At 50.8% G+C, this 24,831-nt stretch carries 24 protein-coding genes; 13 read left to right on the top strand and 11 right to left on the bottom strand.

All coding sequences use genetic code 11. The features are described 5' to 3' along the window. Nucleotides 1-153: 153 nt before the first annotated feature. From K384_RS11830 to dacB, 5 genes are all read right to left on the bottom strand, one after another. Nucleotides 154-1,164 carry a FecCD family ABC transporter permease gene (locus tag K384_RS11830; RefSeq protein ID WP_038032682.1) on the bottom strand — a complete coding sequence of 337 codons (1,011 nt, stop codon included), beginning with the start codon at nucleotides 1,162-1,164 and terminating at the stop codon, nucleotides 154-156. A 66-nt stretch (nucleotides 1,165-1,230) separates the two neighbouring features. Then, nucleotides 1,231-3,375, bottom strand: a complete 2,145-nt coding sequence (feoB, locus tag K384_RS11825; RefSeq protein ID WP_038032973.1) for a ferrous iron transport protein B — start codon at nucleotides 3,373-3,375, stop codon at nucleotides 1,231-1,233. 18 nt (nucleotides 3,376-3,393) lie between these two features. Then, nucleotides 3,394-3,624, bottom strand: a complete 231-nt coding sequence (locus K384_RS11820) for a FeoA family protein (protein ID WP_038032681.1) — start codon at nucleotides 3,622-3,624, stop codon at nucleotides 3,394-3,396. Nucleotides 3,625-4,047: 423 nt separating this feature from the next. Next, nucleotides 4,048-5,262, bottom strand: coding sequence for a lysophospholipid acyltransferase family protein (locus K384_RS11815; protein WP_051633367.1), 1,215 nt, complete (start codon nucleotides 5,260-5,262; stop codon nucleotides 4,048-4,050). A gap of 99 nt (nucleotides 5,263-5,361) precedes the next feature. Then, the gene (dacB, locus tag K384_RS11810) at nucleotides 5,362-6,813 is read right to left on the bottom strand and encodes a D-alanyl-D-alanine carboxypeptidase/D-alanyl-D-alanine endopeptidase (RefSeq protein WP_038032680.1); all 1,452 of its coding nucleotides are present in this window, start codon (nucleotides 6,811-6,813) and stop codon (nucleotides 5,362-5,364) included. Between dacB and K384_RS11805 the strand changes: the two genes are divergently transcribed. Beyond that, nucleotides 6,812-7,732, top strand: a complete 921-nt coding sequence (locus tag K384_RS11805; RefSeq protein WP_038032678.1) for a DUF58 domain-containing protein — start codon at nucleotides 6,812-6,814, stop codon at nucleotides 7,730-7,732. The genes dacB and K384_RS11805 overlap by 2 nt on opposite strands. Before the next feature lie 83 nt (nucleotides 7,733-7,815). Next, complete coding sequence (locus K384_RS11800) at nucleotides 7,816-8,376, top strand: ferritin (RefSeq protein WP_038032970.1); 561 nt, start codon at nucleotides 7,816-7,818, stop codon at nucleotides 8,374-8,376. Nucleotides 8,377-8,427: 51 nt separating this feature from the next. On the opposite strand, the gene K384_RS11795 is transcribed toward K384_RS11800, so the two are convergent. Beyond that, on the bottom strand, nucleotides 8,428-8,850 hold the full coding sequence (locus K384_RS11795; protein WP_038032677.1) for an EVE domain-containing protein: 423 nt from the start codon (nucleotides 8,848-8,850) through the stop codon (nucleotides 8,428-8,430). 439 nt (nucleotides 8,851-9,289) lie between these two features. Here K384_RS11795 and K384_RS11785 point away from each other — a divergent pair, with 439 nt between their 5' ends. The 7 genes from K384_RS11785 to K384_RS11755 all read left to right on the top strand — a co-directional run bounded on the left by K384_RS11785 (nucleotide 9,290) and on the right by K384_RS11755 (nucleotide 16,281). Further along, complete coding sequence (locus tag K384_RS11785; RefSeq protein ID WP_038032672.1) at nucleotides 9,290-9,658, top strand: ArsR/SmtB family transcription factor; 369 nt, start codon at nucleotides 9,290-9,292, stop codon at nucleotides 9,656-9,658. Nucleotides 9,659-9,682: 24 nt separating this feature from the next. Next, the gene (merTP, locus tag K384_RS11780; protein ID WP_038032671.1) at nucleotides 9,683-10,309 is read left to right on the top strand and encodes a mercuric transport protein MerTP; all 627 of its coding nucleotides are present in this window, start codon (nucleotides 9,683-9,685) and stop codon (nucleotides 10,307-10,309) included. A 45-nt stretch (nucleotides 10,310-10,354) separates the two neighbouring features. Next, nucleotides 10,355-12,034: a mercury(II) reductase gene (merA, locus tag K384_RS11775; RefSeq protein ID WP_038032668.1), complete on the top strand. Its 1,680-nt coding sequence runs from the start codon at nucleotides 10,355-10,357 to the stop codon at nucleotides 12,032-12,034. Between the two features lie 200 nt (nucleotides 12,035-12,234). Next, the gene (locus K384_RS11770; RefSeq protein ID WP_211245254.1) at nucleotides 12,235-12,441 is read left to right on the top strand and encodes a PQQ-binding-like beta-propeller repeat protein; all 207 of its coding nucleotides are present in this window, start codon (nucleotides 12,235-12,237) and stop codon (nucleotides 12,439-12,441) included. 153 nt (nucleotides 12,442-12,594) lie between these two features. Continuing rightward, nucleotides 12,595-14,259 carry a TonB-dependent receptor gene (locus K384_RS11765; protein WP_038032665.1) on the top strand — a complete coding sequence of 555 codons (1,665 nt, stop codon included), beginning with the start codon at nucleotides 12,595-12,597 and terminating at the stop codon, nucleotides 14,257-14,259. Between the two features lie 44 nt (nucleotides 14,260-14,303). Continuing rightward, nucleotides 14,304-15,524 (top strand): HU domain-containing protein, encoded by a 1,221-nt coding sequence (locus K384_RS11760; RefSeq protein ID WP_038032664.1) that lies wholly within the window; start codon nucleotides 14,304-14,306, stop codon nucleotides 15,522-15,524. 70 nt (nucleotides 15,525-15,594) lie between these two features. Next, nucleotides 15,595-16,281, top strand: a complete 687-nt coding sequence (locus K384_RS11755; RefSeq protein WP_038032663.1) for a MotA/TolQ/ExbB proton channel family protein — start codon at nucleotides 15,595-15,597, stop codon at nucleotides 16,279-16,281. Nucleotides 16,282-16,434: 153 nt separating this feature from the next. Here the strand turns inward: K384_RS11755 and K384_RS11750 are convergent, their stop codons facing one another. The 3 genes from K384_RS11750 to fabG form a co-directional block, all read right to left on the bottom strand. Next, entirely contained in the window at nucleotides 16,435-17,124 is a 690-nt protein-coding gene (locus K384_RS11750; RefSeq protein ID WP_157630161.1) for a TapB family protein, read from the bottom strand. 132 nt (nucleotides 17,125-17,256) lie between these two features. Next, a complete protein-coding gene (locus K384_RS11745) occupies nucleotides 17,257-19,317 on the bottom strand; it encodes a hypothetical protein (RefSeq protein WP_038032661.1) in 2,061 nt (686 codons plus the stop codon). Nucleotides 19,318-19,321: 4 nt separating this feature from the next. Continuing rightward, nucleotides 19,322-20,065, bottom strand: coding sequence for a 3-oxoacyl-[acyl-carrier-protein] reductase (gene fabG / locus K384_RS11740; protein ID WP_038032660.1), 744 nt, complete (start codon nucleotides 20,063-20,065; stop codon nucleotides 19,322-19,324). Nucleotides 20,066-20,194: 129 nt separating this feature from the next. Here fabG and K384_RS11735 point away from each other — a divergent pair, with 129 nt between their 5' ends. Then, nucleotides 20,195-21,415 carry a DUF445 domain-containing protein gene (locus K384_RS11735; protein WP_038032659.1) on the top strand — a complete coding sequence of 407 codons (1,221 nt, stop codon included), beginning with the start codon at nucleotides 20,195-20,197 and terminating at the stop codon, nucleotides 21,413-21,415. Here the strand turns inward: K384_RS11735 and aroQ are convergent. After that, complete coding sequence (aroQ, locus tag K384_RS11730; RefSeq protein ID WP_038032658.1) at nucleotides 21,398-21,835, bottom strand: type II 3-dehydroquinate dehydratase; 438 nt, start codon at nucleotides 21,833-21,835, stop codon at nucleotides 21,398-21,400. The genes K384_RS11735 and aroQ overlap by 18 nt on opposite strands. An 88-nt stretch (nucleotides 21,836-21,923) precedes the next feature. Beyond that, complete coding sequence (locus K384_RS11725; RefSeq protein ID WP_038032657.1) at nucleotides 21,924-22,145, bottom strand: YgaP family membrane protein; 222 nt, start codon at nucleotides 22,143-22,145, stop codon at nucleotides 21,924-21,926. A 141-nt stretch (nucleotides 22,146-22,286) separates the two neighbouring features. On the opposite strand from K384_RS11725, the gene efp reads away from it, so the two are divergent. From efp to K384_RS11710, 3 genes are all read left to right on the top strand, one after another. Continuing rightward, nucleotides 22,287-22,847 carry an elongation factor P gene (gene efp, locus K384_RS11720; RefSeq protein ID WP_038032656.1) on the top strand — a complete coding sequence of 187 codons (561 nt, stop codon included), beginning with the start codon at nucleotides 22,287-22,289 and terminating at the stop codon, nucleotides 22,845-22,847. Nucleotides 22,848-22,996: 149 nt separating this feature from the next. Beyond that, nucleotides 22,997-23,713: a DsbA family oxidoreductase gene (locus K384_RS11715; RefSeq protein ID WP_038032969.1), complete on the top strand. Its 717-nt coding sequence runs from the start codon at nucleotides 22,997-22,999 to the stop codon at nucleotides 23,711-23,713. 13 nt (nucleotides 23,714-23,726) lie between these two features. Next, nucleotides 23,727-24,314 carry a class I SAM-dependent methyltransferase gene (locus K384_RS11710; RefSeq protein ID WP_038032655.1) on the top strand — a complete coding sequence of 196 codons (588 nt, stop codon included), beginning with the start codon at nucleotides 23,727-23,729 and terminating at the stop codon, nucleotides 24,312-24,314. The last annotated feature ends 517 nt before the right edge of the window (nucleotides 24,315-24,831 follow it).

Below are 24,831 nucleotides of genomic sequence, written 5' to 3'. Positions count from 1 at the left end.
TAACGTTTTGGTTTACTCACACTTCATTTTTTTGAACTGCAAAGGTAGATAAAAAAGTATTGAATTCCAAACAACTATCCTCTTTTCGTTGCAAGGGAAGCTTCGGTCGTATTCCGGGCCACTTTTGCCGGCAGGTCAATGAAAGACAAGGGATTAAGTAACCAATGTTTTTTTTCTTCTTCGCCAAAAGATAGAGAGCACCAACGGTGCCCCTATTAAAGAAGTAACCACATTGACAGGTAAAGCATAGTAAGCATCAAATAAACGCGACAAGAGGTCGCAAGCCATGCAGAAAGCAGCCCCCATAAGCCAGGCAAAGGGAATGGTAAAGAAGTGATTCTGCTGGCGTAAAAACAAGCGGGTCAGATGAGGCACAGCAATCCCCACAAAGCCAATAGGGCCACAAAAAGCCGTAACGAGAGCGGTGGCAAGTGCCGCCCAGAAGACCATCCAACGACGCATGAAGCGCAGCGAAACACCCATGCTGCGAGCATAGTCTTCGCCCATCAGCAACAAATTCAGCTGCCGGGCAGTAAACCAAGGTGCCAGCAGTAAAAGTAAACTGCCGCCCAGCATCCAGGGCACGTACTCAAGCAAAAGACCATCGAAGCTTCCCATCATCCACACAAAAAAGGCTTGCAGCTGCTCCGGGCGGCTGAAGTACTGCCACACACTGATGAGGGCACTCCCCAAATACCCCAGCATCACGCCCATTAACAAAAGCATGTTGTTGTCGGTCAGGTACCAGGCAAACGAAAGCAACAACAATAAAACAAGAGCTGCGCCCACAAGAGCGGCTGCTATCACCCACCCCAGGTGGTGAGTAAGCGCAAGCGCCCCCCATGCTCCGCCCCCCAGCACCAACACCACGAAAGCAACCCCTATGCTTGCGCCCGTACTAATACCCAAAATGGAAGGACTTGCCAAGGGGTTACGAAAAAGCGTCTGCATCAGCAAGCCCCCCACCGAAAGCAGCGCGCCACAACAAGCCGCCGCCAAAGCACGGGGCAAGCGTATTTGCCAAAGTATCTTTTGCATGGCCGGCAGCTGCATGACCGAAGACGCCGGCAAAGCGCCATTCCCCCAAAGCAACTCCAGCACGAACAACAGCAAGCAAAGAAGCACAAGCCCGCCACCACGCCATAATAAAGCCTTTTTGTGCATGAGTTTTTGAATTGTGTGGGCTTACAAAAGTGCAAAAAATACAATAAAAAGAGCGGCCACCTTCGCTCAGCTCAACCACTGATAGGCCGCCCATGCACTTATGTAGGCAATCGCCGACATATAAAGCAGCTGCAAGAGTGGATACTTCCAACCATTCGTTTCACGGTACATGACAGCCATGGTGCTCATACACTGCATGGCAAAAGCATAAAACAGCAACAAAGAAACAGAAGTAGCGAAGTTGAACACCGGCTCACCGGTGCGCGGATTGACTTCCGAGCGCAGGCGCTCCACGATGGTCATTTCATCTTCGCTGCCGATGCTGTAAATGGTAGATATGGTGCCCACAAAAACTTCACGCGCTGCAAAAGAACTAATCAGAGCAATGCCAATCTTCCAGTCGTAACCCAAAGGACGTATAGCCGGCTCTATGATGCGCCCCAGATGACCGGCATACGACTGCTCCAGCCGTGCCGAAGCCACGGCATTCTCTATTGCGGCGGGGGCAAACTGCCCTTGCATTTGTGCACGCACCTGTGCTTCGGCCTCTTCCATGGCATTGCCGGGGCCAAAAGAAGAAAGCGCCCAAATCAGAATCGAGATCAAGAGAATGACCTTACCGGCTTCTACCACAAAAGTGCGGGCTTTTTCCCATACAGTCAACAAGAGGTTGTGCCAGCGGGGCAAACGATACAAAGGCATTTCCAGCATAAAGAAACTCCGCCCCTGCTCCATGCGAAGGAAACGGTTGAGTAACCATGCCACTACCAACGACATCAGCGTTCCCAACAAATAGAGCGCCAGCATCACCAGACCTTGCAGGCTAAGCCACCCCCACAGCAAAGTGTCGGGAACTGCCAAAGCCACCAAAACCGTATATACCGGCAGGCGCGCCGAACAGCTCATCAGTGGCACCACCATCATTGTAATGAGGCGCTCTTTGGCATTGGGAATGGTGCGTGCCGCCATGATGGCCGGAATAGCACAGGCCACACCCGACACCAAAGGCACCACGCTGCGCCCGTTCAGTCCAAACTGACGCATCACCTTATCCATCAACACCGCCACACGCGCCATGTAACCGGTTTCTTCTAAAATACCCAGCAGAAGGAAAAGGATGGCAATTTGGGGCACAAATACCAGAATTCCGCCCAAGCCGGCCAGTAAGCCGTCGGCTACAAAAGACACCCACAGGCTGTCGCCACCCTGCTCATGTACCCAGTTCACGAAGTCCGAAAAAGAAGCATCAATCCAGTCCATGGGCACACTTGCCCATGTAAATACCGACTGAAAAATGAGCAGCAGCACCAGCAAGAAAGTAACATAACCGGCTACCGGATGCAACAACCAACGATCCAGCAGGGCGGTCAAGCGCGAATAGCTGCCTTTGCTTTCTTTTTTGTGCAGCGTTTTTTCCAGAATGGCATCAATCTGTTCGTAGCGGTGCAATATCTCTTCGCGCTGCAAATTCAGCGCTTTGAAAGGCTTTTTGGCATGCAGAATAGCCCGTTGAATCGCATCTTTTTGAGACTCGCTCAAAAAAGACAGGCGCTCAAACAAATGAATACAGAGCCACTGCCCGTAAGCACTTAGTCCCGGTGGTAAGTGCTCTTTTACAGAAGCTTCAAAATAGCTGTCAATCAAGGGGGCTACTTCGTAAAAAGAGCGCTGTGGCGGCTGCAGGTGGGGCAAGCGCTCTTTCAATTGAGCAACACCCGTACCTTTGCGGGCATTGGTCGTTATGACTTCCACACCCAACAAATGCCGTAGCTGCTCAACATCCACCACAATACCCTCTTTTTCTGCCACATCGACCATGTTGAGCACCAGCAGCAGCGGAATTCCCAAATCGATGAGCTGGGTACAAAGCAGCAAGTGCCGTTTCAAGTTTGCGGCATCGGCCACCACTACCACCGCATCAGGGTAGTCTTTCCCTCCGGGATGCAACAACACATCCAAAACCACCTGCTCATCCAAAGACTTGGGATAAAGGCTGTAGATTCCCGGCAGATCCACTATTTCCACACTTTGCCCACCGGGCAAGCGGCAGGTGCCCGTTTTTTTATCTACCGTTACACCGGGAAAGTTCCCTACTTTTTGATTTAAGCCGGTGAGTGCGTTGAATAAAGTCGTTTTTCCGCTATTGGGATTGCCCAGCAACGCCACTTTACGAATACGGCGCTCCGCGCCTATGGTCAGTTCGCTATTCATGCGGTGCGCGTCTTTCATTTAGGAAGCGATTAGAATGGTTTTTGCCTCTTCTTTTCTTAAAGAAAGCTGATAGCTTTCGTTGATGCGCACGCCAATGGGGTCGCCCAATGGAGCCACAAACACCAATTCCACCCATGTATTCGGCAAAAAACCCAGTTCAAAAAGTTTTACCGAAAGCTGCTCATCCAACAATGCCACGATGCGGGCACGCTCCCCTTTACGCAAATCTGCAACGCTTCTCCGGTTCATATTTTATTTAGACTTGTTTTAAATTGCCGCAATTTAAGAAAACTGTGCTTTGCCGGCAAATGTAACGCCCAATAAAAAGGCAAGCAATGAGTTTTGTCAATGCAGGCAGCCCTGCCGTTCCGGCTGTCATTTTTCACAAAGCGCAAGCACAAGCTGCCATTTCGCTCTCCACGCAGCATGTCATCTCGAACAAACCGTAGTTTGTCATTTCGAACCTCACGCACTGAGGCGAGAAATCTCAATCCCGCCAAGCTACAAAAAGCAAGAGCAAAAGAGGTTTCTCGCTTGCGCTCGAAATGACAGAGGGCTCGAAAGGACAAAGAAAGATTGCTATACACGACAATAAAGAGCACTTGAAAGGACAAAAAGGAAGGGGGGCAGGGACGAAGGAATGCCTCGATGCCACCCGTCTTTCTCTTTGCCTTATGGCTTCAAACGCCTGAATCCGGAAATACCCAGCGGTATCCATCCAATCAGCGGCAGATAGTAGGCAATCACTTTGGGGTTTTTGAACAAAATACGCAGGGTGGACAAAAAGCCCAGTTTCAGTTTGGATTTGCGATCGCCTTTTTTGATGCGCACCCGTTCCCACTCGGCAAACAACAAGGGCCATCCGATGGGCAAGGTATAGGGGAAGTAGCGAATCCATTTCCATTGTGCTTTGAAGAAAGACTTCCAGTCGTATGGCTTTTGCCCGTATTTCTTGACTGCCTCGTTTAGCTCTTTTTGCATCATGTCGCGTATTTTATCGGCAATAGCCCGGAAGTCTTCATAGGTCATCTCTTCATAGGGCTTGTCGGTCATTTCGTAGGGCTTGATGCGCTTGCCTTTGATGAAGGTCAGGCGTGCGGGAAAAGCCATGTAAAAGATCCAGGGGAAAAGAAGAATGAAGGGGGTAATAAACCCAAGAGGCAAAAACGGAATGCCAATCAAGTTGACCAGCTTATTCAAAAAGTTAGAGCAGTAGCTGTAGGGGTTGATGTACTCACCATTGACCGTATAGAACGGAATGATGTCAGTTTTGTATTTGATGGACATATGCACCATAGAACTCGAAAAGCGCTGCAACTGATAGCGCCGGTGAAACCCCTTGCCTATGCCCGGCACCCCTTCCGGATAAATCATCACATTGAAATCGTTTTGGTGCATCATGGTTTCAAAATTCAAGAAAGTGGCATCAACGGCGCCCATGCGTTTCCAAAAGTATTTGATTTGATAGGGGTGCATCAACACCGAAGCCGACAACATGGGGGCAGTTAAAGCCCGGATACCATCCGGTCCGTAATTGCAATGCTTATGAATACGATAGCCCCACACGATACCATCCCAAGGGAAAGCCATGCCCGAGTGGTTGCTGGCAAATATCAAAGGGCGTTTTGGGTTGTTGCGCTTTGGGAAGGGGTCGAGGTCTATGAGCCGCGAACGGAAATAAGCGCCGTCGATCAGCTCCATGATATCCTCGGCAAAACACTTGCCCAATTCTAAATCGAAGTATTCGTCATAAATATGACGGTTTGCAAGCACCTCTTGCGATGGTGGCACATTTTCCAGCACTTGCTCTTGTGTCTGCTCCTCGCTTTGGGAAGGGCGCACAACCCCTTCTTGCGAAGTGACCGGCTTTTTATCTGGGCTTTGCATGGCAATCACGGTTTGCGGTTATCATAATTTCAGTATCCAAAAAGATACGATATTCCCTCTGAATTTCCAAAAGAGCCGGGCGGCCTTACACGCTGCTTTTCATGGCAGTTGCAACAACAAGCGAGCATACAACTGCATGACTTCTGTATAAGAGGCATCGGCTTTGTTCAGCATAAAAGCAAAAGCATAGTGCCGCCCCGAAGCGCTATGGTAATACCCTGCCAAGCTGACCACATCGCGCATGCTGCCCGTTTTTGCCCACACCCGGCCGGCCAGGGCGGTACCTCTGCCAAACCAACGCAGGGTGCCACTGCTGCCTGCCTGTGCCAAAGTATTTCGAAACGAAGCAGCATGGGGCATGCCTGCCATGACGCGCAACAAGGCTACTATCATGCGTGGCGTCAGCGCATTGGCAGGCGACAGCCCGCTCCCGTCCAGAATACGGGCTTGGTCAAGCACGACGCCCTGCCCCCGCCAAAAAGACTTGATGACTTCCGCTGCATCATTGTGTGGAGTGTGGGCGCCCATACGCACCGCCAAGGTTTTATACAAACCTTCGGCAAACAGATTGATGCTGCGCCGGTTGGTTTCACGAATAATATCCTCCAAGCGGGGCGAACGATGCACCCACAACAAGCGGCTTTCCTTGGGCAAGGCCACCCGGCAGGGCTCCGGCAGCGGGCTGCAACGGACACCGCCTGCCCGCAAGTGCTCGCCCATTTCTTGCAAAAAGTACACAGCCGGATAATGCATCATCAACTTCACCGGGAAAGTACCGTCCATGGGGTAAGTACCTCGCAAGAAGCCCTGCACTTGATAAGCTGCCCGGTCGGCATATACCTGGTCACCACTGCCCGCTTTGCCCGTAGTTACTTGGTTGGTCCATGCCTCTACGGCAAAGGGCAAGGCAGGTTCCACCTTGCGCAGCAAAGCCGGTTCACCGGGAGCTCGCCCGGGAGAAAAATAGGCATAAAGCGTATTGTCGCGCCAATTCAGGTCAAAAGCCGGGGCTGCATAGTAGTTGCCCAAATCTTCCCATATCCACCCGTCGGGGGTTACGTTGGGGTCAAAGTCAGTTTCCAATAAGCACACCCCCTGCGCTACAGAATCGATGCCCTGCTGCCGGATTGCCTCCGTCATGGCTTGCCAAAACAGGCCGGGGGCTGTCTCTTCAAAGTAGCGGCTTCCCAAAGTAGGGTCCCCCGAAGGGGCTATCATCAAATAACCATTCAACACCCGGGCGTTGACGGTGCCCACGGCATATATCCGGGTTTCATAGCGAAAATCAGGACCCAAGAGCTGCCAGGCAGTGGCCGTGGTAAGCAACTTCATGACTGACGCAGGTGCCAACAGGCGTCCGCCATGCACATCCAATATTTCTTTTTCCCGGCTTAAGTCGTAGATATACAAGCCGTCCCAAGCCGCCCGGTAAGCCGGCTGCTGCATCTGTTTTGCCCACCACTGCGCCAAATCGTTCTGCGCGGCGGCTTGGGCTCCATAGACCAGCATTAGCAAGAAAAGCGTATATTTGATAAAACATGCGTGATTCATGGCAAAACGTAGTATTGATTTAGAACAGATACGACAATTTAGCAATATAGGCTTACTTGCCAAGACTTTGGTAGAAGGCTTCATCGTAGGCTTGCATCGCTCACCTTTTCATGGGTTTTCAGTAGAGTTTGCCGAGCACCGCCCCTACAACACCGGCGAGAGCACCCGCCACATCGACTGGAAAGTGTATGCCAAAACCGACCGGCTTTATACCAAACGCTACGATGAAGAAACCAATCTGCGGGCTTATTTGGTTTTGGACGTCTCGGCGTCAATGTATTACCCTCTGCCCCACTTCGACAAGCTTACTTTCAGCGTGATGGCTGCCGCTTCCTTGGCTTACCTGCTTCACAAGCAGCGCGACGCCTTTGCCTTATGCACCTTCGATCAGCAGCCGGTCTATAGCAGCGAGCTCAAAAGCACCGCCACGCATCTGTCGCAACAGCTCGAACAATTGCAAGGTCTTTTGCAGAGCGAGCGCCCCCCTTTATCCAAGGGCACGGCTGCGGCCGCCGTCTTGCATGAACTTGCCGACAAAGCAGGCAAACGGGCTTTGTTCGTTGTTTTCAGCGACATGCTGGAGCAAACCGAACAAGTCGATGATGTATTTTCGGCGCTGCAGCATCTGCGCCACAACCGCCATGAAGTGCTGCTTTTTCATGTCTTGGACCACCGCACGGAAGCCTATCTTGATTTCCCTGACCAAGAACAAGAATTCATCGATTTGGAAAGTGGCACGCGTTTGAGGCTGAACCCCAAAGAAGTGCGCCGGCAATACCGCCAACAGGTACAACGCTATTTGCGCGCACTTAAACTGCGCTGTGGACAATACGGCATCGACTTCATAGAAGCCGACGTACGCATGCCTTTTGAGCAAGTGTTGAAAAGTTATTTGCTCAAGCGCAATAAAATGGCATGAGCAACCCGGTGCAGCTTATTGCAGGAAAAATTTTTTTCATTAAATTTATTTGTGTCAAGTTCAACATAAAACATCCCGGAAAAATGTCTAAGAAGAAAGAAAAAAAAGAAGAAAAAGGGCGTCGTAAGACTTCCTTGCAGAGCGAAATAGAAAAAGCACTGAATGAACAGGTAAAAAGAGAAGCCTTGTCATCGGCCAACTACCTGGCAATGGCAAGCTGGTGCGACGTTCATGGTTTTGAAAACAGCGCCAACTTCTTCTACCGCCAATCAGACGAAGAGCGCACCCACATGCTCAAGATATTCAAATACATCAACGACATGGGCGGGCATGCAGTCACACCACCCATCGAAGCCCCTAAACAAAATTACAACTCTTTGCGGGCTGTTTTCGAAGCTGCCCTGGAAAACGAAATCGAAGTGACGCAGTCTATCCGCAAAATAGTGGACATGTGCCGCGAACACCACGACTATGCCACCGAGATGCTCATGCAGTGGTTCGTGCGCGAGCAGGTAGAAGAAGAGTACATTGCCCGCCGCTGTCTCGAGCTGTTCGATATCATCGGCGAAGAAGGCTTGGGGCTGTTTATGATAGACCAACAAATTCCCAACATCAGCTACACCAGCCCGGATACCGAAGCGTAAGCAGAAAGCGAAGCGCTACCGGGGCAACCATCGTTACGATGGTTGCCTTTTTTATTTGCCTGCGGCTGCCTCTTCTGCCATCCGTAAAATGGTTTCATATTCTTCTTCGGTTACCGGCATCACCGACAGACGCGCCTGCTTCACCAACTTCATATCCGACAAAGCAGGTACCTGCTTAATCTCTTTCAGCGGTACGGCCGCCGGCAATCTGTGCTTGGCACGCAGCTCTACTGCCACCCAATCGCCTTCCTGCGCCGTAGGATCGGGAAAAGCCGGCCGGCTTACCTCGGCAATGCCCACTATCTGCTTTTCCTTTCCTGTGTGGTAATAAAGCACCAAATCACCGGGCTGCATTTCACGCAAGTAATTACGTGCCTGATAGTTACGAACGCCCGTCCATACTGTCTTTCCATCCTGAAGCAGTTGCTCGAAAGAATACTTTCCGGGCTCTTCTTTTACCAACCAATACGCCATTGTCTTTTGTTTTTGTTGTTTGCGGTAAGCAATATAAAAAAATGCACAAGCTCACGCCTAATTAGCCTCACTCACAAAGCAAAAGTGTGCTCTCATTTCGAAACAAGTACGGCGAAGCATGGTTATTTCGAATGAAACGGAATGCATCCTGTCATCTCGAACGAGCGAAGCGAATGAGAGAGCTCATGCCCGCCAAGCCGCAAGAAGCGAAGAGGTTTCCCGCTCACGCTCGAAATGACAAGGGGAGGCTCGAAAAGGAATACCCAAAAATCATGTTTTTTAAACAATCTTATTTTTTCAATCCATTACCCCGCCGGCCGGCTTTTACCCTTCATCATTCGTAAAAAGCAATCCATTATTTAAGTGTTTGCTTAAATAATGGACTATTTACATAACTTGTTGTGTTTTTTTGTTGACATTCACTCAAAAAAACAAGCGCATGCCTAAGAAAACCCCTTTATGTATTCGCCAACTGGCCAACCCGGCACAAATCGGGCGTTGTCGTGAAGCACTGGAAGACAAGCAATCCATCTTCCGGCAGTTCAGCCAAATATTTGCCCTAACAGGCAACGAGGTGCGGTTGAAAATACTCTTTTTGCTCGAACAAGAGGGCAAGTTGTGTCCTTGCGACTTATCAGACATTTTAGGGATGAGCATTCCGGCTGTGTCGCAGCATTTGCGAAAGCTAAAAGACGCGCAGTTGATAGAAGGGCAGCGCGAAGGGCAAACCATTTTCTACTCTATCAGAAAAGATGCCCTGCCTATCCTTCAAGTCTTGCTTCAACAACTCACGGTAGAAAGTCCATGATTTCAGCTCAGAACTTGTAAAAAAATGAAAGCAAACTCAAAGAAAAACAGCCAAGTCTTTGCAGGGGCAAGCATTTTGTCAGCCGTGGCGGCTTCGCTCTGTTGCATCACTCCCCTGCTTGCTTTTTTATCGGGGGCTACCGGCCTCGCTTCCACCTTTTCATGGATGGAAGCGGCACGCCCCTACTTCATAGGCATCACCGTGCTTATGCTGGGCTTTGCCTGGTACCAAAAACTAAAACCACGCAAACAAGAAACCGCAACCTGTGCCTGCGAAACGCCCCCGGCTTCTTCATTTTGGCACTCCAAAGCCTTTTTGGCCATTGTGAGCCTTTTCGCCATCATCATGCTTGCCTTCCCCTATTATGCCTCTATGCTCTACCCTTCGAAGCGCCAACAAGCTGCCCTGCCGGCCGCGAACAACGACAGTCTTGCCACCCGGTCCATATGGCTGCAGGTAGAAGGCATGAGCTGCGAAGGCTGTGCCCGGCATATCGAAGAAGCACTAAGTGAGGTGCCCGGCATCATAAAGGCACATGCCGATTATCAAAAAGGATTGGTAAAAGTAGAATTCACCCCACAGCAAGTAAAACAAGCCCAAATCAAAAAAAGTATTGAGGGAAGTGGCTATCAGGTCAGCGGGCAACCGTAATTTTTTTCACTGAATATTTAAGCATTTAATTAAAAGTTAAAAACCATGAAAAAGCAAAGTGTAACGCTTAGCATAGAAGGCATGACTTGTGCCCATTGCGCCCAAAGCATAGAGCAGCTCTTGAGGCGGAAGAAAGGTATTCTCGACGTTTCAGTAGATTTTGCCGCCGGCACCTGCCACTGCTCTTTCGATGCTTCTCAGACAAACGAACAGGACATTATAGACAGCATCAACCAAACACAACAATACAAGGCAAAGCAGGCAAACCCACCCCGCACCGAAGAAAAAAGCAGCGGTCCCTTTGTTTCTTCTTCTGCCGGCTCTTACGATTTGATTATCATAGGCGGTGGCTCGGCCGCTTTTTCTGCTGCCATCACGGCAGAGTCACTTGGGCTGAAAACCCTGATGGTCAATGCCGGATTGGACATAGGGGGCACCTGCGTAAACGTAGGCTGCGTGCCTTCCAAGTACTTCATTCGTGCAGCGGAAGCCGCCCACCGCGCCCGGCATGCACATTTTCCGGGCATTCGTCCCCAAGGGGCACATATCGACTATACTCAATTGCTGCAAACCAAACGGCAGTTGGTTGCCACCCTCCGGCAACAGAAATACATAGACGTGGTCAAAGACTTCAAACACTTGACCATCTTGCAAGGTTATGCCAAGTTCCGGGACAGTCATCATATTGAAGTCAATGGGCAGGTGTTCCGCGCGGTCAAGTTTTTGATAGCCACCGGCGCTACCACCCACATACCCAACATGGAGGGCTTGAAAGACATTGACTATCTTACCCACAGCTCGCTGTTCGAACTGGAGGCGCTGCCGTCCGGTCTCACCATCATGGGCGCCGGTTACATTGGCTGCGAGCTGGCCATGGCTTACAACCGGCTGGGCGTAAAGGTGCGTATCATAGAGTTTACCGACCGTGTGTTGCGGCATCAAACGCCCGATGTCAGCCAAGTCATCGAAGCACAAATGCGAAAAGAAGGCATCGAACTGTTGCCCAACCACAGAGTGGTGAAGTTCGAAAAGAAAGGCGAGCAAACCATCATTCATTGCCGCCGCCCCGACGGCTCCACCATACAGCTCACAGAAACGGGAAGTGTGTTGGTGGCTACCGGCACCCAACCCAACACATCGGGCATGGGCTTGGAAACTATAGGTTTGCAACTTAGCGATAGCGGACATGTGGTGGTCAACGAACGAATGGAAACCAACCTGCCACATATTTACGCTGCCGGCGATGTGGTCAACACCCCGGCTTATGTTTATACGGCTGCCTATGAAGGCAAAATAGCCGTAGAAAATGCATTTACGGCTGCCAACAAGCAGTTCGACTACAGCGCCCTGCCCTGGGTGATTTTCACGAGCCCGCAAGTGGCCGGCACAGGCTTGGACGAAGCCCAAGCAGCTGCCCGGGGCATTCCCCACGAAGTATCCAAAATTGAGCTTCGCGACGTGCCCCGCTCCATCGTAGCCCAAGACACCACGGGCTTCATCAAATTGATTCGCCATAGCAAAACCCACCGTTTGCTGGGGGCAAGGATTGTGGCGCCGGAAGGGGGCGAGCTGGTGCAAGCACTCAGTATGGCCATCCAATACGGCATTGACGTGCAAGCGCTTGCCGAAAACCTTTATCCCTACTTGACACTAAGCGAAGGCATTAAGTTGGCAGCGCTTGCTTTCAACAAAGATGTATCGAAATTGAGCTGTTGTGCAAGCTGATGCTTGCTTGCCTTCGTACAACAAGCGAAGCGGGCAATCGCAACCGGCTTCCCTGTAAAAAATGGTTTCTTACAACTTCCATACACCCGGGGCAAATGAGGGCGCTTCTCTCCTTTTGCCCCATTTTGTTTTTCACACACTTTTCAAAGAGTGCCATAACGCCCATTTTCAATATAATTGCTAACTTATTGCTAAAAAGCATGATAAAGGAAACAGAAGAAAATAAGTGGACAACATTCAGAGGAAACAAAGCACGTACCGGCTCTTATAGCGGAAAAGCTCCTTGGAAGCATCCCCATTTAAAATGGAAGTTCAAAACCGGGTATGTCGTATCGTCGAGCCCTGCCGTATCGGACGGAATCGTATTTTTCGGAAGTTGGGACTATTACCTGTATGCCCTGGGTTAACACAGTTTTGCATGGTTTCAAAAGCCCAAACAGCCTGCGTAACCCGCTCCTTCATTGTTACGTTCTGACCCAATGCTTAAATTGGCAATTCAATATCTGTGCTTCAGTTATTGTTTCCTAAATTGACAGCTATATTCTAAAACCGTTTTCAATATGAAGAAATACCTTTTGGCTATTGGCATATTTGTTTGGGCAGGCAGCCTTTATGCACAGTCACCGACCGGTATAGAAAATGCCGAATTTGTCATAGAAAAAGAACGCGAAAACAAACTCCCCCCTGCGCAACGCTCCTTCGAAAGAATATCATTTGTTCCTTATTGGGTAAAAGACAGCACTTTTAAAAATACACCTGCTTTTCAAATCATTGAACTAAACTTGCCGGTACTCGCCCCCATGCAGCCACAGGTAGAAGCCCAACCGGCACGTATTGTGAAAGACGAAGTACAAAGCGGCACAATGCTACGGGGCGGCTTTGGCAACTACGGCACCCCACTGCTGGTAGTGCAACATGCGCAAAAAGTATCCGACGAGCTTAGTTATCATGCCAACTTCACGCACCGTTCCTCTGCCACCGGTCCCACCGGCGACAACAAATCTGCCGATGCTTACAATCAACTGCGCATAGGCAGCCGGCACCGCTTACACCCCAGCTGGATGGTGAAGCCTTCGGCAGGCTTCGAGCGCCGCGGCTTTTACTTTTACGGCTACGCCCCTTTACAACTGGAATCCATCCGTCGTGATTCCATCAAACAGTATTTGCAGCGCTTCGACATCGATATAGAAATTCAAAGTGTGCAAAGCAAAAGCCCCTGGCAAATAACGGTACGCCCCGCCTTCTATCATTTCAACGACCGCTTCAGCGCACGCGAGCAGACCTTTACGCTTCCCTTGCGTTTACAATACCAAAAAATACGCTTTTGGCAGGCAGGTTTAGAAGCCGAATGGCTGTACAACCGGCGCACCGACAGCTCACGCGTCAAACGTTCGCTGCTGCAGTGGCGCCCTTATTTCAGATGGCAAAAATCACAATGGGACATACAAGCGGCTGCCCGCCTTACCATAGACAACGACAGCACGCTCAACAGCAGCCTGCATGTGTATCCCGACCTGGCCGTTGCCTACCATTTCCTGGTAGATTTTACCGCCAAAGCCGGTGTGCGCGGACGCATGCAAGCCAATACACTGTATGATTTTAGCCGGCAAAATCCTTGGCTGGCGCCTGAAATACAACTGCTTCATACGCACATACCGCTTGAAATATATGCCGGCATACAGGTAACGCCCACTCCGGCGTGGCGCATCGAACCGCAGATAAGCATTTCATGGCAGCAATACCGCCCTTTCTTTATCAATAGCCCCACTGACTCATCCCGCTTTGTGGTGCGCTACAACCAAGAGATGATGCAACAAAGTGAGCTAAGCTTGCAAGTCGAATACAACAATGGGCGTGGTTTGTATTGGACACTCCAGGGCAGCCTGTGGCGCTATGCTCTCAGCGACAAAGAAACGGTGCTCGCCGAACCCTATCACCTGCCCACTTGGGCATTCAATAGCCGTTTGAGCTGGCTGCCTCTGCCTAAATGGGAAATGCAAATGCAAGCCCACTTGCTGGGCGGCATTCAAGCCCTGCGCCCCGATGGCAGCACGGCTAACCTTGACCCTGTCTTTGACGTAGGTATTTACAGCCACTACCAAATCACCCGGCAGTTGGGCGCTTTCGTGCAGGCATCCAATATCTTTGGGCAGTCTTACAGTCGTTATTTGTACTATCCAAGCAGAAAGATTACTTTTATAGGAGGTCTTTCTTACCGTTTCTGAAACATGCTTAAAAGAGGCGCAAGCCCACGATTAAATGCAGTCTTATGGAAGAAGTAATTAAAACAATCAAAGAAACACTCTACCGGCACGGGCAAGTGTGCTTGCCGGAGCTGGGGTGTCTGCAAGTAAAGTATCAAGGGGCGCAAATCCACGCAGCCATCCATAAGATTTCTCCACCAAGTGGCAAAATTGTTTTTACTGCCGACAAGCAATCGGACAGCCACCACCTGAAGGAAGCTCTTCAACAGCAAACCGGACTGCCCGCCGGTGAAATAGAGTCGATATTAAAAAACCTTAGCACCGCCATTAAAATAGAGTTGGGCACCCATAAGAAGTTCACCATTCCGGAATTGGGCACCTTTAAACTACAATACGATGAAAGCATAGAATTTGAGCAAGATCCGGAAGTGAACTACCTGCCCGATGCCTTTGGCTTGCCCGAAGTATTTGGACAAGTAGTAGTGCGCACTGAAGAGGAAGAGGCAGCCTTGCAGCAGCAACTCACCGAAGCGGCCGGTGGCGCCGGTACAGCCTCCCTCCATGAAGATACCCCGCTTGCCATGCCCTCAAAAAGCAAGCACAATTGGGGTGGCATTATTGTGGTAGCTTCGCTTTTTTTGATAGCCCTGTTCGCCAGTTATGTGCTGTTCATAGACCCCTCGCTTAACCCCTTCAATGCCTTATTTGGCTCAGAAGCCAAGCAAAATGCCACTAAAAACACAGCAGAGCCGGCAGTGGTGGCAAACGAAGAAACCAATACCGGCACAAATGACGAAGCAAGCACCGAAGAAGAAACCATGGCAGAGCCGGTACCATTGGATACGGAATCTTCTGTGGCAGCCTCCGAAGAAGAAGAGAACAGCGCAAACGACAAGCAGGCAACACCCGATGCCAACACTTGGAACTACGAAGCCAATAACAACACAAACTCAGCCCCAAGCACCACACAAACACAGTCCACTTCCGCCATCGACAGGCAGCCAACACAACAAGAAAACTACAACAAAGCCGTTGAGTTTTACACGGTAAACAGCCCGCAAAACCAATACTTTATCATTGCCGGCAGCTTTACCAATAAAGTGCATGCCTACAAAGCTGCTGAAGACTTCCTTCATAAAGGATTCAAAAAAACCCGGGTGGTTGTTTCCGATGGGCGCTACCGGGTGGCCGTGGGCTTCGAAGCCGACAAAGACAAAGCCGACAGCCTGCGGCTTGCCTTACAACAACGCTTAGGAAAAAATGATCTTTGGATTTTGAGATACTAATTCATTCTGTATTGTAAATTTACGCGGTCTTAGTCCCCTTTCATCACACCAAGAGAAAAGTAGAAGCTCTATGTTGTTACAAGTAGATACATTACAAAACGCGCTTTTGAGTGCCGAGGCCCCCGCCGACGAAGCCATCAACCTTATAGACCTTCTCATGAAGGGTGGCTGGGTCATGGCAGTGCTCCTGCTGCTTTCTTTTGTTACCGTTTATCTCTTCGTGCAAAAAATTATTATTCTCAACAAAGCAAGCAAGACCTCGCCGGGCTTCATGGACCAAATACGCACCCTTGTGCTCAATGGCGACATCAACGGTGCCAAGATGCTTTGTCAGCGGGAAAACACCCCCACCGCCCGTATGATTGAAAAAGGATTGAGCCGCCTGGGCACTCCTCTAAAAAACATAGAAGCAGCCATCGAGAATGTAGGACGCATTGAAATTTACAAGCTGGAGAAGAACTTACCGCTGCTGGCAACCATCTCCGGTGCTGCGCCCATGATTGGTTTCTTAGGCACCGTTACCGGTATGATCAAAGCCTTCATGCGCATTGCCGAGCTCAAGAGCCAAGTGACACCCGGCGACCTCTCCACCGGCATTTATGAAGCCATGATTACCACTGCCGCCGGCCTGGTTGTGGGCATTGTTGCCTATCTTGCCTACAACTACCTGGTTACCAAAGTACAAAAGGTAATTCACGAAATGGAGTACAGCAGCATCCACTTTATGGACCTCCTGCAAGAACCTACCAAAGTGTAAAATCGGCAACATTTGCGATTATGAACGCCCGGTAGCAATGCCCGGCGTTTTGTTTTTTGTGCCTGCCACGCTTTATGGCATAGCCGGGGCAGTGAAAAAATAAAAAGGGAAGCAGCGGATGCTGCCCCCCTCCTTGCACCTTTAAAAGACACGTTATTTGGTGAGGGAAGTCAAAACGGAGGTGCCTATCAGTCTGCCTCTTTTGTCATATGATTCACTTTTTACCATACCTACCCCTCTTGCTATCCACGATTTACTTTTAGTAGTAACCGTGCGCCTCATGCCCATCATGTTCATGGAAGAAGTGGTGGTTTCAGAGAGACGGTAAGTCTCAAAGGTGCCGGCAGGTGTGGTAATTGTTTCTTTTCCATCAACCGTACGCTTGATGGAAATCTCATTCGTCATATTCATGGGGGCGCCTTCTACTTTTATGGTAACGGTCCCTTTTGCCTCGGGCAGTTCCTGCCCGGGCGTCAGGTCATTGGGCAATTCCATAAAGTCGCCCTCCATGATGATTTCGGCATCTTTTGCGCTTTTGTCGTTCAGGTTGCCCACGGCAAACTGCCGGAAGTCAATTTTTATGCGGTTGTCTTCACAAATAACCGTGTACTCATTATCAACGAGCTTGTTTCCGTCTTTGTCGTGCAGCTCGGCATGAACGAACGCTTCATTGCCTTCTACTTTCAGGATTTTGGTAATGTTTTTTCCGTCTTCTCGCCCTCTCTTGTCATAAGAAGTATATTCGAAAGTAGCACCCTCGTCAAAAGAGAAAAAAGCCTGCTCGCATTGAGCGTAAATGTTTGTGCTGAACAATGCCAGCAAAATTGTAATAAAAGGTTTCATCTTGCACTTATTTTGGTTGATAAAAAAACAAGCGCAAGAATCAAACCAAACAAAAACAATTAACAGGCAAGAAGATAAATATTTTACGGTAAGTAGCACCGGGTAAGGCAGTGCCTTACCCAACATGTAAGTTTATACATAGCCCTGATACTTTCTGACGGCCCATTCCACTACTGCCAAAGCAAACAACAGCCAAAACAACCAAGGCAGTGCCACCACTTCCATCAAGCGGTTTTGCGTGTGCAAGCGCGCTTTTGCTTCACCTATGGAAGCCTGCCAGGTGTCGAAGCGGTCGGTAGTAACGAAATCGCCGCCGGTGGCTTGTGCCAGCTGACGCAGCCAATCGAAGCGGGCGGTGCGGTCATAAAGCTCGCGCTCGGCACGGCGCACCACGAAGCCCCCGCGCACCTCTTCCTCTTTGCCGTTGATATTGGCTTTTGCCACAAAGCTATAGCGCCCGGAAGGCAGCGCTGTCAAAGCAAAGCGGCGCTCCGTTTCGCTCAATTGCAGGCGGTAGCGCTCTTGTTTTTTTTCACCTTGCAAAAACACCTCAAATGCCAAAGACTTGAGCGGCTGAAACAACTCATCGTAAGCCTCTGCCTCCAGCCATACCGGCTCCCCTTCTTCATAGTCTGCCTTGTTGGTACTGACCAGAAAACGGCGCTTGCTGCGATCGGCCGTCAAGTATTGCACGGTTTTGTCGATGAGCTCATCCACTATGCTTTGGTCTTTGAACAAGGCATAAGCCTCGAGGCGCCAACGCCACAGCCCTTCGGCTACCAGAACCGCCTGCCGTGGCGACGCCTGCCCCAACACCCACAAAGGACGCGTGGTGGTGGTTGTGCCTACCTGCTGATACAACAACACCGTGGCAGCAGGCAGCAGGTTGTAACGTGCATAAGGCGCCAATAAAGGGGGCAACTTGCGCAAGGATGCATTCAAGGCTACGGGCACTGCAAACGCCCGGAATTCTTCTGTTACATAAGCGCCTACTTCATCAGCACGGCTGCCCGAAGGCAATACGGTCAGCAGCTTTTGCATACGGTTCAGCGCGTTCCAGTCGGTTTGCGCGCCCCCAATCCACCACTTGGGCAACGGACTTGCCAGCAGTTCCTGCAAGGCGGCAGACAAAGGACGCTGCCGGTTGGGCAGCTGATACGCAATGAGCAGGTCGTAGTTTTTGCGGGGCAGCTCCCGGCTCACGCCGTCTATGTAAAACGACACTTCGTAGTTGCCCGTACGCTCCAAAGCACTGCGCAAGGCTTTCAGGTCGGGATGGGCCACCGAAGCCAAAATCAAAATACTTTTTTTACGGTCAATCACTTCCACCACCACCGAACGGCGGTTATTGACCGTATTCAACTCGCCGGCAACGGGACTTACCTCTACCGTATATTGAAAAACACCCTCTTCGGCGGCACGCAGCTCGAAGGTGTGGGCGGTAATGCTCCCCTCTGCTGCTTGGATGCTGCGCTGCTCTAAAACCTTTGTCCCCTGACGCAGGCGCAGCAGCAGCTCACGCTTGCCGGCACCCCTGTTCTCCACCTCCGCAGTCAGTTGAAAGCGGTTGCCTTTTTGCACGATGCGCAAGCTGTTCAGGCTGTAAATAGAGAGGTCAGGATAGCGGGTGGTGTCCCCTACCGCCAGCGTATGCACCTTGAAAGGGAAAGACATGTAAAGCGGGTTTTCGCCGGCATTCACGATGCCGTCCGACACCAGCAACACATTGGCGAGGTAGTCGCCTTCGTGTTTGGTTTGTATTTGCCGCAGCATGGCTGCCAGGTCGGTGCGGTCTTGATTGAATTTCAATGAATCGAGCGCCGGCAGTTGCCCGTTCAAGTCAAAGACAGACACCTCATAGCCCAGTGCCTGCAAGCGGGCTTGCAGGGCTTGCAACTGCGCCATGAAGTCTTGGCGCTGCGTGGTGTCTTTCCATGACAAAGCCACCGAACGGGAATTATCGATGGCGATAGCCCACACCGGGCGCTCTTCATAGCTTTCGACTATCCGCCACAGGGGCGCCCACAGTGTCCATACCAGCAGGGCTACCAATAAAAAACGTATGCCAAAAAGTATTTTTTTGGGCACGGGTGCAAAGGGGCTGCGGCGGTAAAGCCCCCATGCGTAGGCTAAGCCTGCCAAGACACACAAGCCCCCTTGCCACCATGCCGTATGTTGCAGTAAGTCGTTCATGGGCTTAGGTCAGCATTCCACCATCTACTTGCAGCACCTGCCCGGTTACATAGCTCGACATGTCGGAAGCCAGAAACACGCAGGCATCGGCTACCTCTTCGGGGCGCCCGCCACGCTGCAAGGGAATCTCTTTCAGCCATTCTTCTTTGTTTGCCAGCTCGCCGGTCATGTCTGTTTCAATGAAACCGGGTGCTACCACATTGCAACGGATGTTGCGGGAGCCCAGTTCCAAAGCCACCGACTTGGAGAAACCAATGATGCCGGCTTTCGAAGCGGCATAGTTGGCTTGCCCTGCATTGCCGCGAATACCCACCACCGACGATATGTTGATGATGCTGCCTTTGCGGTTTTTGAGCATGGTGCGCATCACTGCCTTGGTCAGGTTGAACACCGACTTCAGGTTGGTATTGATGACGGCATCCCACTGTTCTTCACTCATACGCATCAGCAAGTTGTCTTTGGTGATGCCTGCATTGTTCACCAAGATATCGATGTTGCCGAAGTCTTCCAGCACTTGCTTCACCAATGCTTCGGCTTCAGCAAATTGAGAGGCATCGGAGCGATAAGCCTTCACCTTCACCCCGTACTTCTCACTCAGCTCTGCCTCCAGGGCTTTGGCTTTCTCTTCGCTGGACAGGTAAGTGAAGGCTACGGCAGCGCCTTGCTCGGCAAAACGGGCAGCGATGGCACGCCCGATGCCTTTGGAACCGCCTGTTACAATCGCTACTTTGTCTGCTAATAACTTCATTGTGTTCTTTCTTTTGGTTGTTTAATTGATTTCCCAAAACTAACAATTTGCAAAATAATAAAAGGCGCACATATCTTTCTTATGCTTTTTCTTATTTTTAAGCCAAGCGCTTAATGTATCTGCCCCACTATGGAAGACATCAACTGGTTACGCCTGCTCTCTTTGCTTAGCATACCGCTCATTAGCGGCTTCATAGGCTGGTTTACCAACTGGCTGGCACTGAAAATGACTTTTTACCCTATAGAATATGTGGGCGTACCTCCCTTCGGATGGCAGGGCATCATTCCGGGCAAAGCCCACAAGATGGCAGCCAAAGCGGTGGATATGATTACGACCAAACTGCTGCGTATCGAAGAGCGCTTTGCGCGGCTGGACCCGGAACGTGTAGCCCTCGAAATGCAACCGGCATTGGAGGACATCAGCCGCAAGATAGTGAACGAGGTCATGCAAAGCCAGGCACAAGGCATCTGGGAGCGCACCCCCGACTTTGTAAAAAAGCGCATCTACCAGAGCATCGCTGCCGAGCTGCCCCACATCACCATGCAGATGATGGAAGACCTCAAACAGCACATCACCGAAGTGCTCGACATCAAGGCGCTGGCTATCAAGATATTGTTGCGCGACAAAGCTCTGCTCAACCGCATTTTTCAGGAGTGCGGAAAAGAAGAATTCAAGTTTATCGAACGGTCGGGCTTTTATTTCGGTGCTTTGTTCGGGCTGCCGCAAGCCGTCATCTCTTATTTCTATGCCCCTTGGTGGCTGCTGCCCCTTGCCGGGCTCATGGTGGGTTATATCACCAACTGGCTGGCACTCAAACTTATTTTTTACCCTCTGTATCCCAAAAAATATCTGTTTGGGCTGGTCACTTACCAAGGTTTGTTTTTGAAACGCCAGAACGAAGTGGCAGAGGCATATGCCAAGATAGTAAGCGAAGAGATAGTGAGCGTAGAAAATATGGCGGAGTTTGTGGTGCGCGGACCCGGTGCCGAGAAGCTCGCCAAACTCATAGAGAAGCATGTGGAAGCCTTGGTGGAGCATACCGTAGGCGATACCAGCGTGGCTATCCTGCGCACGGTGGCTGCCGACCGCATCGAAGCCATCAAAAACATAGTAACCTACCGCTTCATGGAGGAGCTGCCCATCTCGGTACGCCGCCTGTTTGCCTATGCCGAAGACGCCCTGTCGATAGAAGAAGAGCTGCGCGAACGCATGAAAGCGCTGAGCCCTCCCGAGTTTGAGCGTTTTCTGCATCCCGTCTTTGAAGAAGACGAAACCACCCTCATCATTGTGGGTGCGGTGCTGGGCGGCATCGCCGGGCTCATTCAATACTACCTACTGTTCGTGCTGTAGGATGTCCAGTAGATACTGCACAGCCAAGGCATAGCCGGCAAAGCCCAAGCCTACAATGCTACCCACGCATACCGGTGCCAAATAGCTGTGGTGGCGAAAAGACTCACGGGCATACACGTTTGAGATATGCACTTCCACGACCGGTGCCGCAATGGCGGCTACGGCATCTGCCAGCGCAATGGAGGTGTGCGTATAAGCCCCCGCATTCAACACGATGCCCACCTTGCCGAAACCCACCTTGTGCAGGTAGTCGATGAGTGCCCCCTCGCTGTTCGATTGAAAGTAATGCAGCCGGTGCCCGGCAAAACGCTCTTTCATCTCCTCGAAAAATGCTTCGAAATGCCGCTTTCCGTAAATTTCAGGCTGGCGGCGCCCCAACAAATTCAAATTGGGACCATTGACAATATGGATATCTGCCATGAGACTACTCTTTTGGAAAGCAATATAAACAAAAAAGCATCGCTGCGGTTTCGCGCAACGATGCTTGGCAGTGCAGGCGCTCCGGCGCTCAGGATTGCTGCTTCTGTTGCTTCACCGGACAGGTATTGATGCCCAGCAAGGCATACAAACCGCAAAAGCCTGTGGCAGCCGTAGCCAGCAACACAATAGAAACTACCAGTGCCACGGTGCCCCATGTGCCGGTAACCACATCGGCAAGGTACAAAGCCAGCAGTATGGCGCCCAATACAAAACGCACCAAACGGTCGATTTTTCCTTCATTTACTTTCATAAGGCATACAATTTGGTTTCTTTGATTAAAACATAAACATATTTTTAGATATTTCCTAAAACCTGTGTCATTTTCTTTGAACGGCAAAAAAAACTAAATTTGCGGCATTGTATTTTTCGTTTCTTAACCCTTAAAGAATATATGGCACAGGTTAATGAAATTACGCGCGGCTGTTTTGTCCGCTACAAAGGCGAGCTGTTACAAGTGCTCGAATATGAGCACCGCACGCCGGGCAACTTGCGCGCCTTTTATCAGGTAAAATTCCGCAACGTGCGCAACGGCCGTCTGGCAGAAGAGCGCTTCCGCCCCAGCGATGAAATCGAAATCGTGCGTGTAGAACGCCGCGAGCAACAGTTTCTATACCGCGACGGCACCCTGTTCTACTTCATGGACATCAACACCTACGAGCAAAACCCCGTGGACGAAGTGGTGGTGGGCGACGCCGTGAAGTACCTGAAAGACGGCATGGTGGTGTTCGTGCACTACGACGGCGACGAAGCCGTGATGGTGGAACTGCCCCCCAACGTGGATTTGGAAGTAACCTACACCGAACCGGGCATTCAAGGCGACACGGCCACCCGTACCCTGAAGCCGGCTACCCTCGAAACCGGCTTGGAAGTGCGCGTGCCTCTCTTCATCAACATTGGCGACGTGGTGCGTATCGATACCCGCACCGGCGAATACGTGTCGCGTGCAAAATAAGTCCGCACACCTTCTTTTTCTCTTATGATGAAGCAATAACGGACTGTCCCGCGCAGCCGTTATTGCTTTCTTTTTTCATGAAAGGAACCCCGCCCCTTTCTTTTCATGTTTACTCAGGCGTAAGTTCTTTTGTTTACAAGCCCACAAATATGAAGCACACCGTTCACATCGACGTATGGAGCGACATTGTTTGCCCTTTCTGTTACATAGGAAAAAAGAAACTTGAACGTGCCATTGAAAAGCTCGGTGCACAAGAGCATGTGCACATCGAATGGCACAGCTTTCAGCTGGACCCCCACATGCCCCGCCACCTGGCCGTGCCCACCGTCACCCACCTGTGCAAGACCAAGGGCTGGACTCCCGCCCAATTTGCCGAGATAAGCCGGCAGCTGCAGCAGATGGGGCTTCCCTACAGCATCCAATTCCGCTTCGACCAAGCCCTGAGCTTCAACACACGCGATGCCCACCGCCTGCTTCACTGGAGCAAAACATATGGCGCACAAAACGCACTGCAGGAAGCCTTGATGCGTGCCTACTTTACCGAAGGCAAAAACCTGGCTGAAACAGAGCAGCTGCTCGCCATAGTGGCACAAACAGCCTTGCCCGTAGCCGAAGCGCGCGCCGTACTCGAAAGCGAAGCCTACGAAGAAGCCGTGGAAGAAGACCTCTACCAAGCCCGCATGTTGGGCATACAGGGCGTGCCTTTCTTTTTGATAGAAGAAAAAGTAGTGATTGCAGGGGCGCAAAAAGACCTGCTTTTTGAACAAGTATTGAAAACAGCCCTGCAAAGCAAAAACATCACTACCGGCATGGCAAGTCCCGCAACGAAGCCGGCACAATGCGGCATCGACGGCAAAAACTGTTAAAAACACATGGCTTATGAAAGAATTTTGGAATGAACGCTTTGCACAAAAAAACTTTGTTTACGGCACGGAACCCAATGCTTTTTTCCGTCAGGAGATAGACCGGCTGTCGCCGGGGCATTTGTTGCTGCCTGCCGAAGGCGAAGGGCGCAATGCCGTGTATGCCGCACAAAAAGGATGGCAGGTGTATGCCTTCGACTATGCCGAAACCGCCCGCGAGAAAGCGCTGCAGCTGGCAGCCCGGCGGGGCGTTCAGCTGCAATACGAGCTTGCAAGCTATGATGAAATACAGCTGCCGGAAGCCCATTTCGATGCGCTGGCTCTCATTTATGCCCATACAGAAAACTGGCAACACATTTACCCGCGCCTTTTCCGGGCACTGCGCCCCGGCGGCACGCTCATAGTGGAGCTATTTGCCCCGGCACAACTGGGACGCCCCTCCGGTGGTCCCAAGCAAGCCTCCCTTTTGGTCAGTGCCGAAGCACTGCAAGCCCTGCTGCAAGACTTTTCCGAAAGCCGCGTGTGGGAAGAAGAAACCTTTTTGAACGAAGGCGCCTACCACCATGGCGAAGCGGCCGTCACCCGGGCGGTAGCCAAGCGGTAACTCCCCCTTCTGTGGCAGACTCTTTGCGGCAAAACATACACCCCTGCATTTTTTTCAAAAAAAATTTGCATATTTCAAACAAAAGCACTAAAATGCTTTCACTTTGCAAGTGGCTTACCGCATAGGCGGCAAGTAAAGATGTATGACAGCCGTGTACTGACATTTTGTACGAACGGCTGCATTTACCCGATGAATGAATGTTCATTTCAACACCCGCCCGACGAACGGAAGCCCGGCAAAGCACGTTCTTTGACATATTGTTTGGTGAAACCCTTGTTTTCTTAAAGAAAATTCCGGATAAAATTCCAACCAAATTGGAAAAAACGGGCTTTTTAAGCCTTTTCTTAAAGCTAATCACCTGTAAGTCAAATAGTTAAATATAGAACTCACACAGCGCATCTACCATTAAAAGAAGGATTGCGACCTTGCTGGGCAAGCAGCCGAGCGCTCTCCGATATGCCGCACACAGCGCATCTACCATTAAAAGAAGGATTGCGACGGTATTTCCCCCGTCGTT

It is taken from the genome of Thermonema rossianum DSM 10300, from assembly GCF_000426825.1.
In the GTDB taxonomy this organism is placed as follows: domain Bacteria; phylum Bacteroidota; class Bacteroidia; order Cytophagales; family Thermonemataceae; genus Thermonema; species Thermonema rossianum.
The sequence above is the reverse complement of the archived record's forward strand: the minus strand, read 5'-3'. Positions and strand labels throughout refer to the sequence as shown.

Bases quoted from the DNA above. Each gene is read 5' to 3' on its own strand.
- K384_RS11830 (WP_038032682.1), bottom strand. From the start codon at position 1,164: ATGCACAAAAAGGCTTTATTATGGCGTGGTGGCGGGCTTGTGCTTCTT.
- feoB (WP_038032973.1), bottom strand. From the start codon at position 3,375: ATGAATAGCGAACTGACCATAGGCGCGGAGCGCCGTATTCGTAAAGTG.
- K384_RS11820 (WP_038032681.1), bottom strand. From the start codon at position 3,624: ATGAACCGGAGAAGCGTTGCAGATTTGCGTAAAGGGGAGCGTGCCCGC.
- K384_RS11815 (WP_051633367.1), bottom strand. From the start codon at position 5,262: ATGCAAAGCCCAGATAAAAAGCCGGTCACTTCGCAAGAAGGGGTTGTG.
- K384_RS11805 (WP_038032678.1), top strand. From the start codon at position 6,812: ATGGCAAAACGTAGTATTGATTTAGAACAGATACGACAATTTAGCAAT.
- dacB (WP_038032680.1), bottom strand. From the start codon at position 6,813: ATGAATCACGCATGTTTTATCAAATATACGCTTTTCTTGCTAATGCTG.
- K384_RS11800 (WP_038032970.1), top strand. From the start codon at position 7,816: ATGTCTAAGAAGAAAGAAAAAAAAGAAGAAAAAGGGCGTCGTAAGACT.
- K384_RS11795 (WP_038032677.1), bottom strand. From the start codon at position 8,850: ATGGCGTATTGGTTGGTAAAAGAAGAGCCCGGAAAGTATTCTTTCGAG.
- K384_RS11785 (WP_038032672.1), top strand. From the start codon at position 9,290: ATGCCTAAGAAAACCCCTTTATGTATTCGCCAACTGGCCAACCCGGCA.
- merTP (WP_038032671.1), top strand. From the start codon at position 9,683: ATGAAAGCAAACTCAAAGAAAAACAGCCAAGTCTTTGCAGGGGCAAGC.
- merA (WP_038032668.1), top strand. From the start codon at position 10,355: ATGAAAAAGCAAAGTGTAACGCTTAGCATAGAAGGCATGACTTGTGCC.
- K384_RS11770 (WP_211245254.1), top strand. From the start codon at position 12,235: ATGATAAAGGAAACAGAAGAAAATAAGTGGACAACATTCAGAGGAAAC.
- K384_RS11765 (WP_038032665.1), top strand. From the start codon at position 12,595: ATGAAGAAATACCTTTTGGCTATTGGCATATTTGTTTGGGCAGGCAGC.
- K384_RS11760 (WP_038032664.1), top strand. From the start codon at position 14,304: ATGGAAGAAGTAATTAAAACAATCAAAGAAACACTCTACCGGCACGGG.
- K384_RS11755 (WP_038032663.1), top strand. From the start codon at position 15,595: ATGTTGTTACAAGTAGATACATTACAAAACGCGCTTTTGAGTGCCGAG.
- K384_RS11750 (WP_157630161.1), bottom strand. From the start codon at position 17,124: ATGAAACCTTTTATTACAATTTTGCTGGCATTGTTCAGCACAAACATT.
- K384_RS11745 (WP_038032661.1), bottom strand. From the start codon at position 19,317: ATGAACGACTTACTGCAACATACGGCATGGTGGCAAGGGGGCTTGTGT.
- fabG (WP_038032660.1), bottom strand. From the start codon at position 20,065: ATGAAGTTATTAGCAGACAAAGTAGCGATTGTAACAGGCGGTTCCAAA.
- K384_RS11735 (WP_038032659.1), top strand. From the start codon at position 20,195: ATGGAAGACATCAACTGGTTACGCCTGCTCTCTTTGCTTAGCATACCG.
- aroQ (WP_038032658.1), bottom strand. From the start codon at position 21,835: ATGGCAGATATCCATATTGTCAATGGTCCCAATTTGAATTTGTTGGGG.
- K384_RS11725 (WP_038032657.1), bottom strand. From the start codon at position 22,145: ATGAAAGTAAATGAAGGAAAAATCGACCGTTTGGTGCGTTTTGTATTG.
- efp (WP_038032656.1), top strand. From the start codon at position 22,287: ATGGCACAGGTTAATGAAATTACGCGCGGCTGTTTTGTCCGCTACAAA.
- K384_RS11715 (WP_038032969.1), top strand. From the start codon at position 22,997: ATGAAGCACACCGTTCACATCGACGTATGGAGCGACATTGTTTGCCCT.
- K384_RS11710 (WP_038032655.1), top strand. From the start codon at position 23,727: ATGAAAGAATTTTGGAATGAACGCTTTGCACAAAAAAACTTTGTTTAC.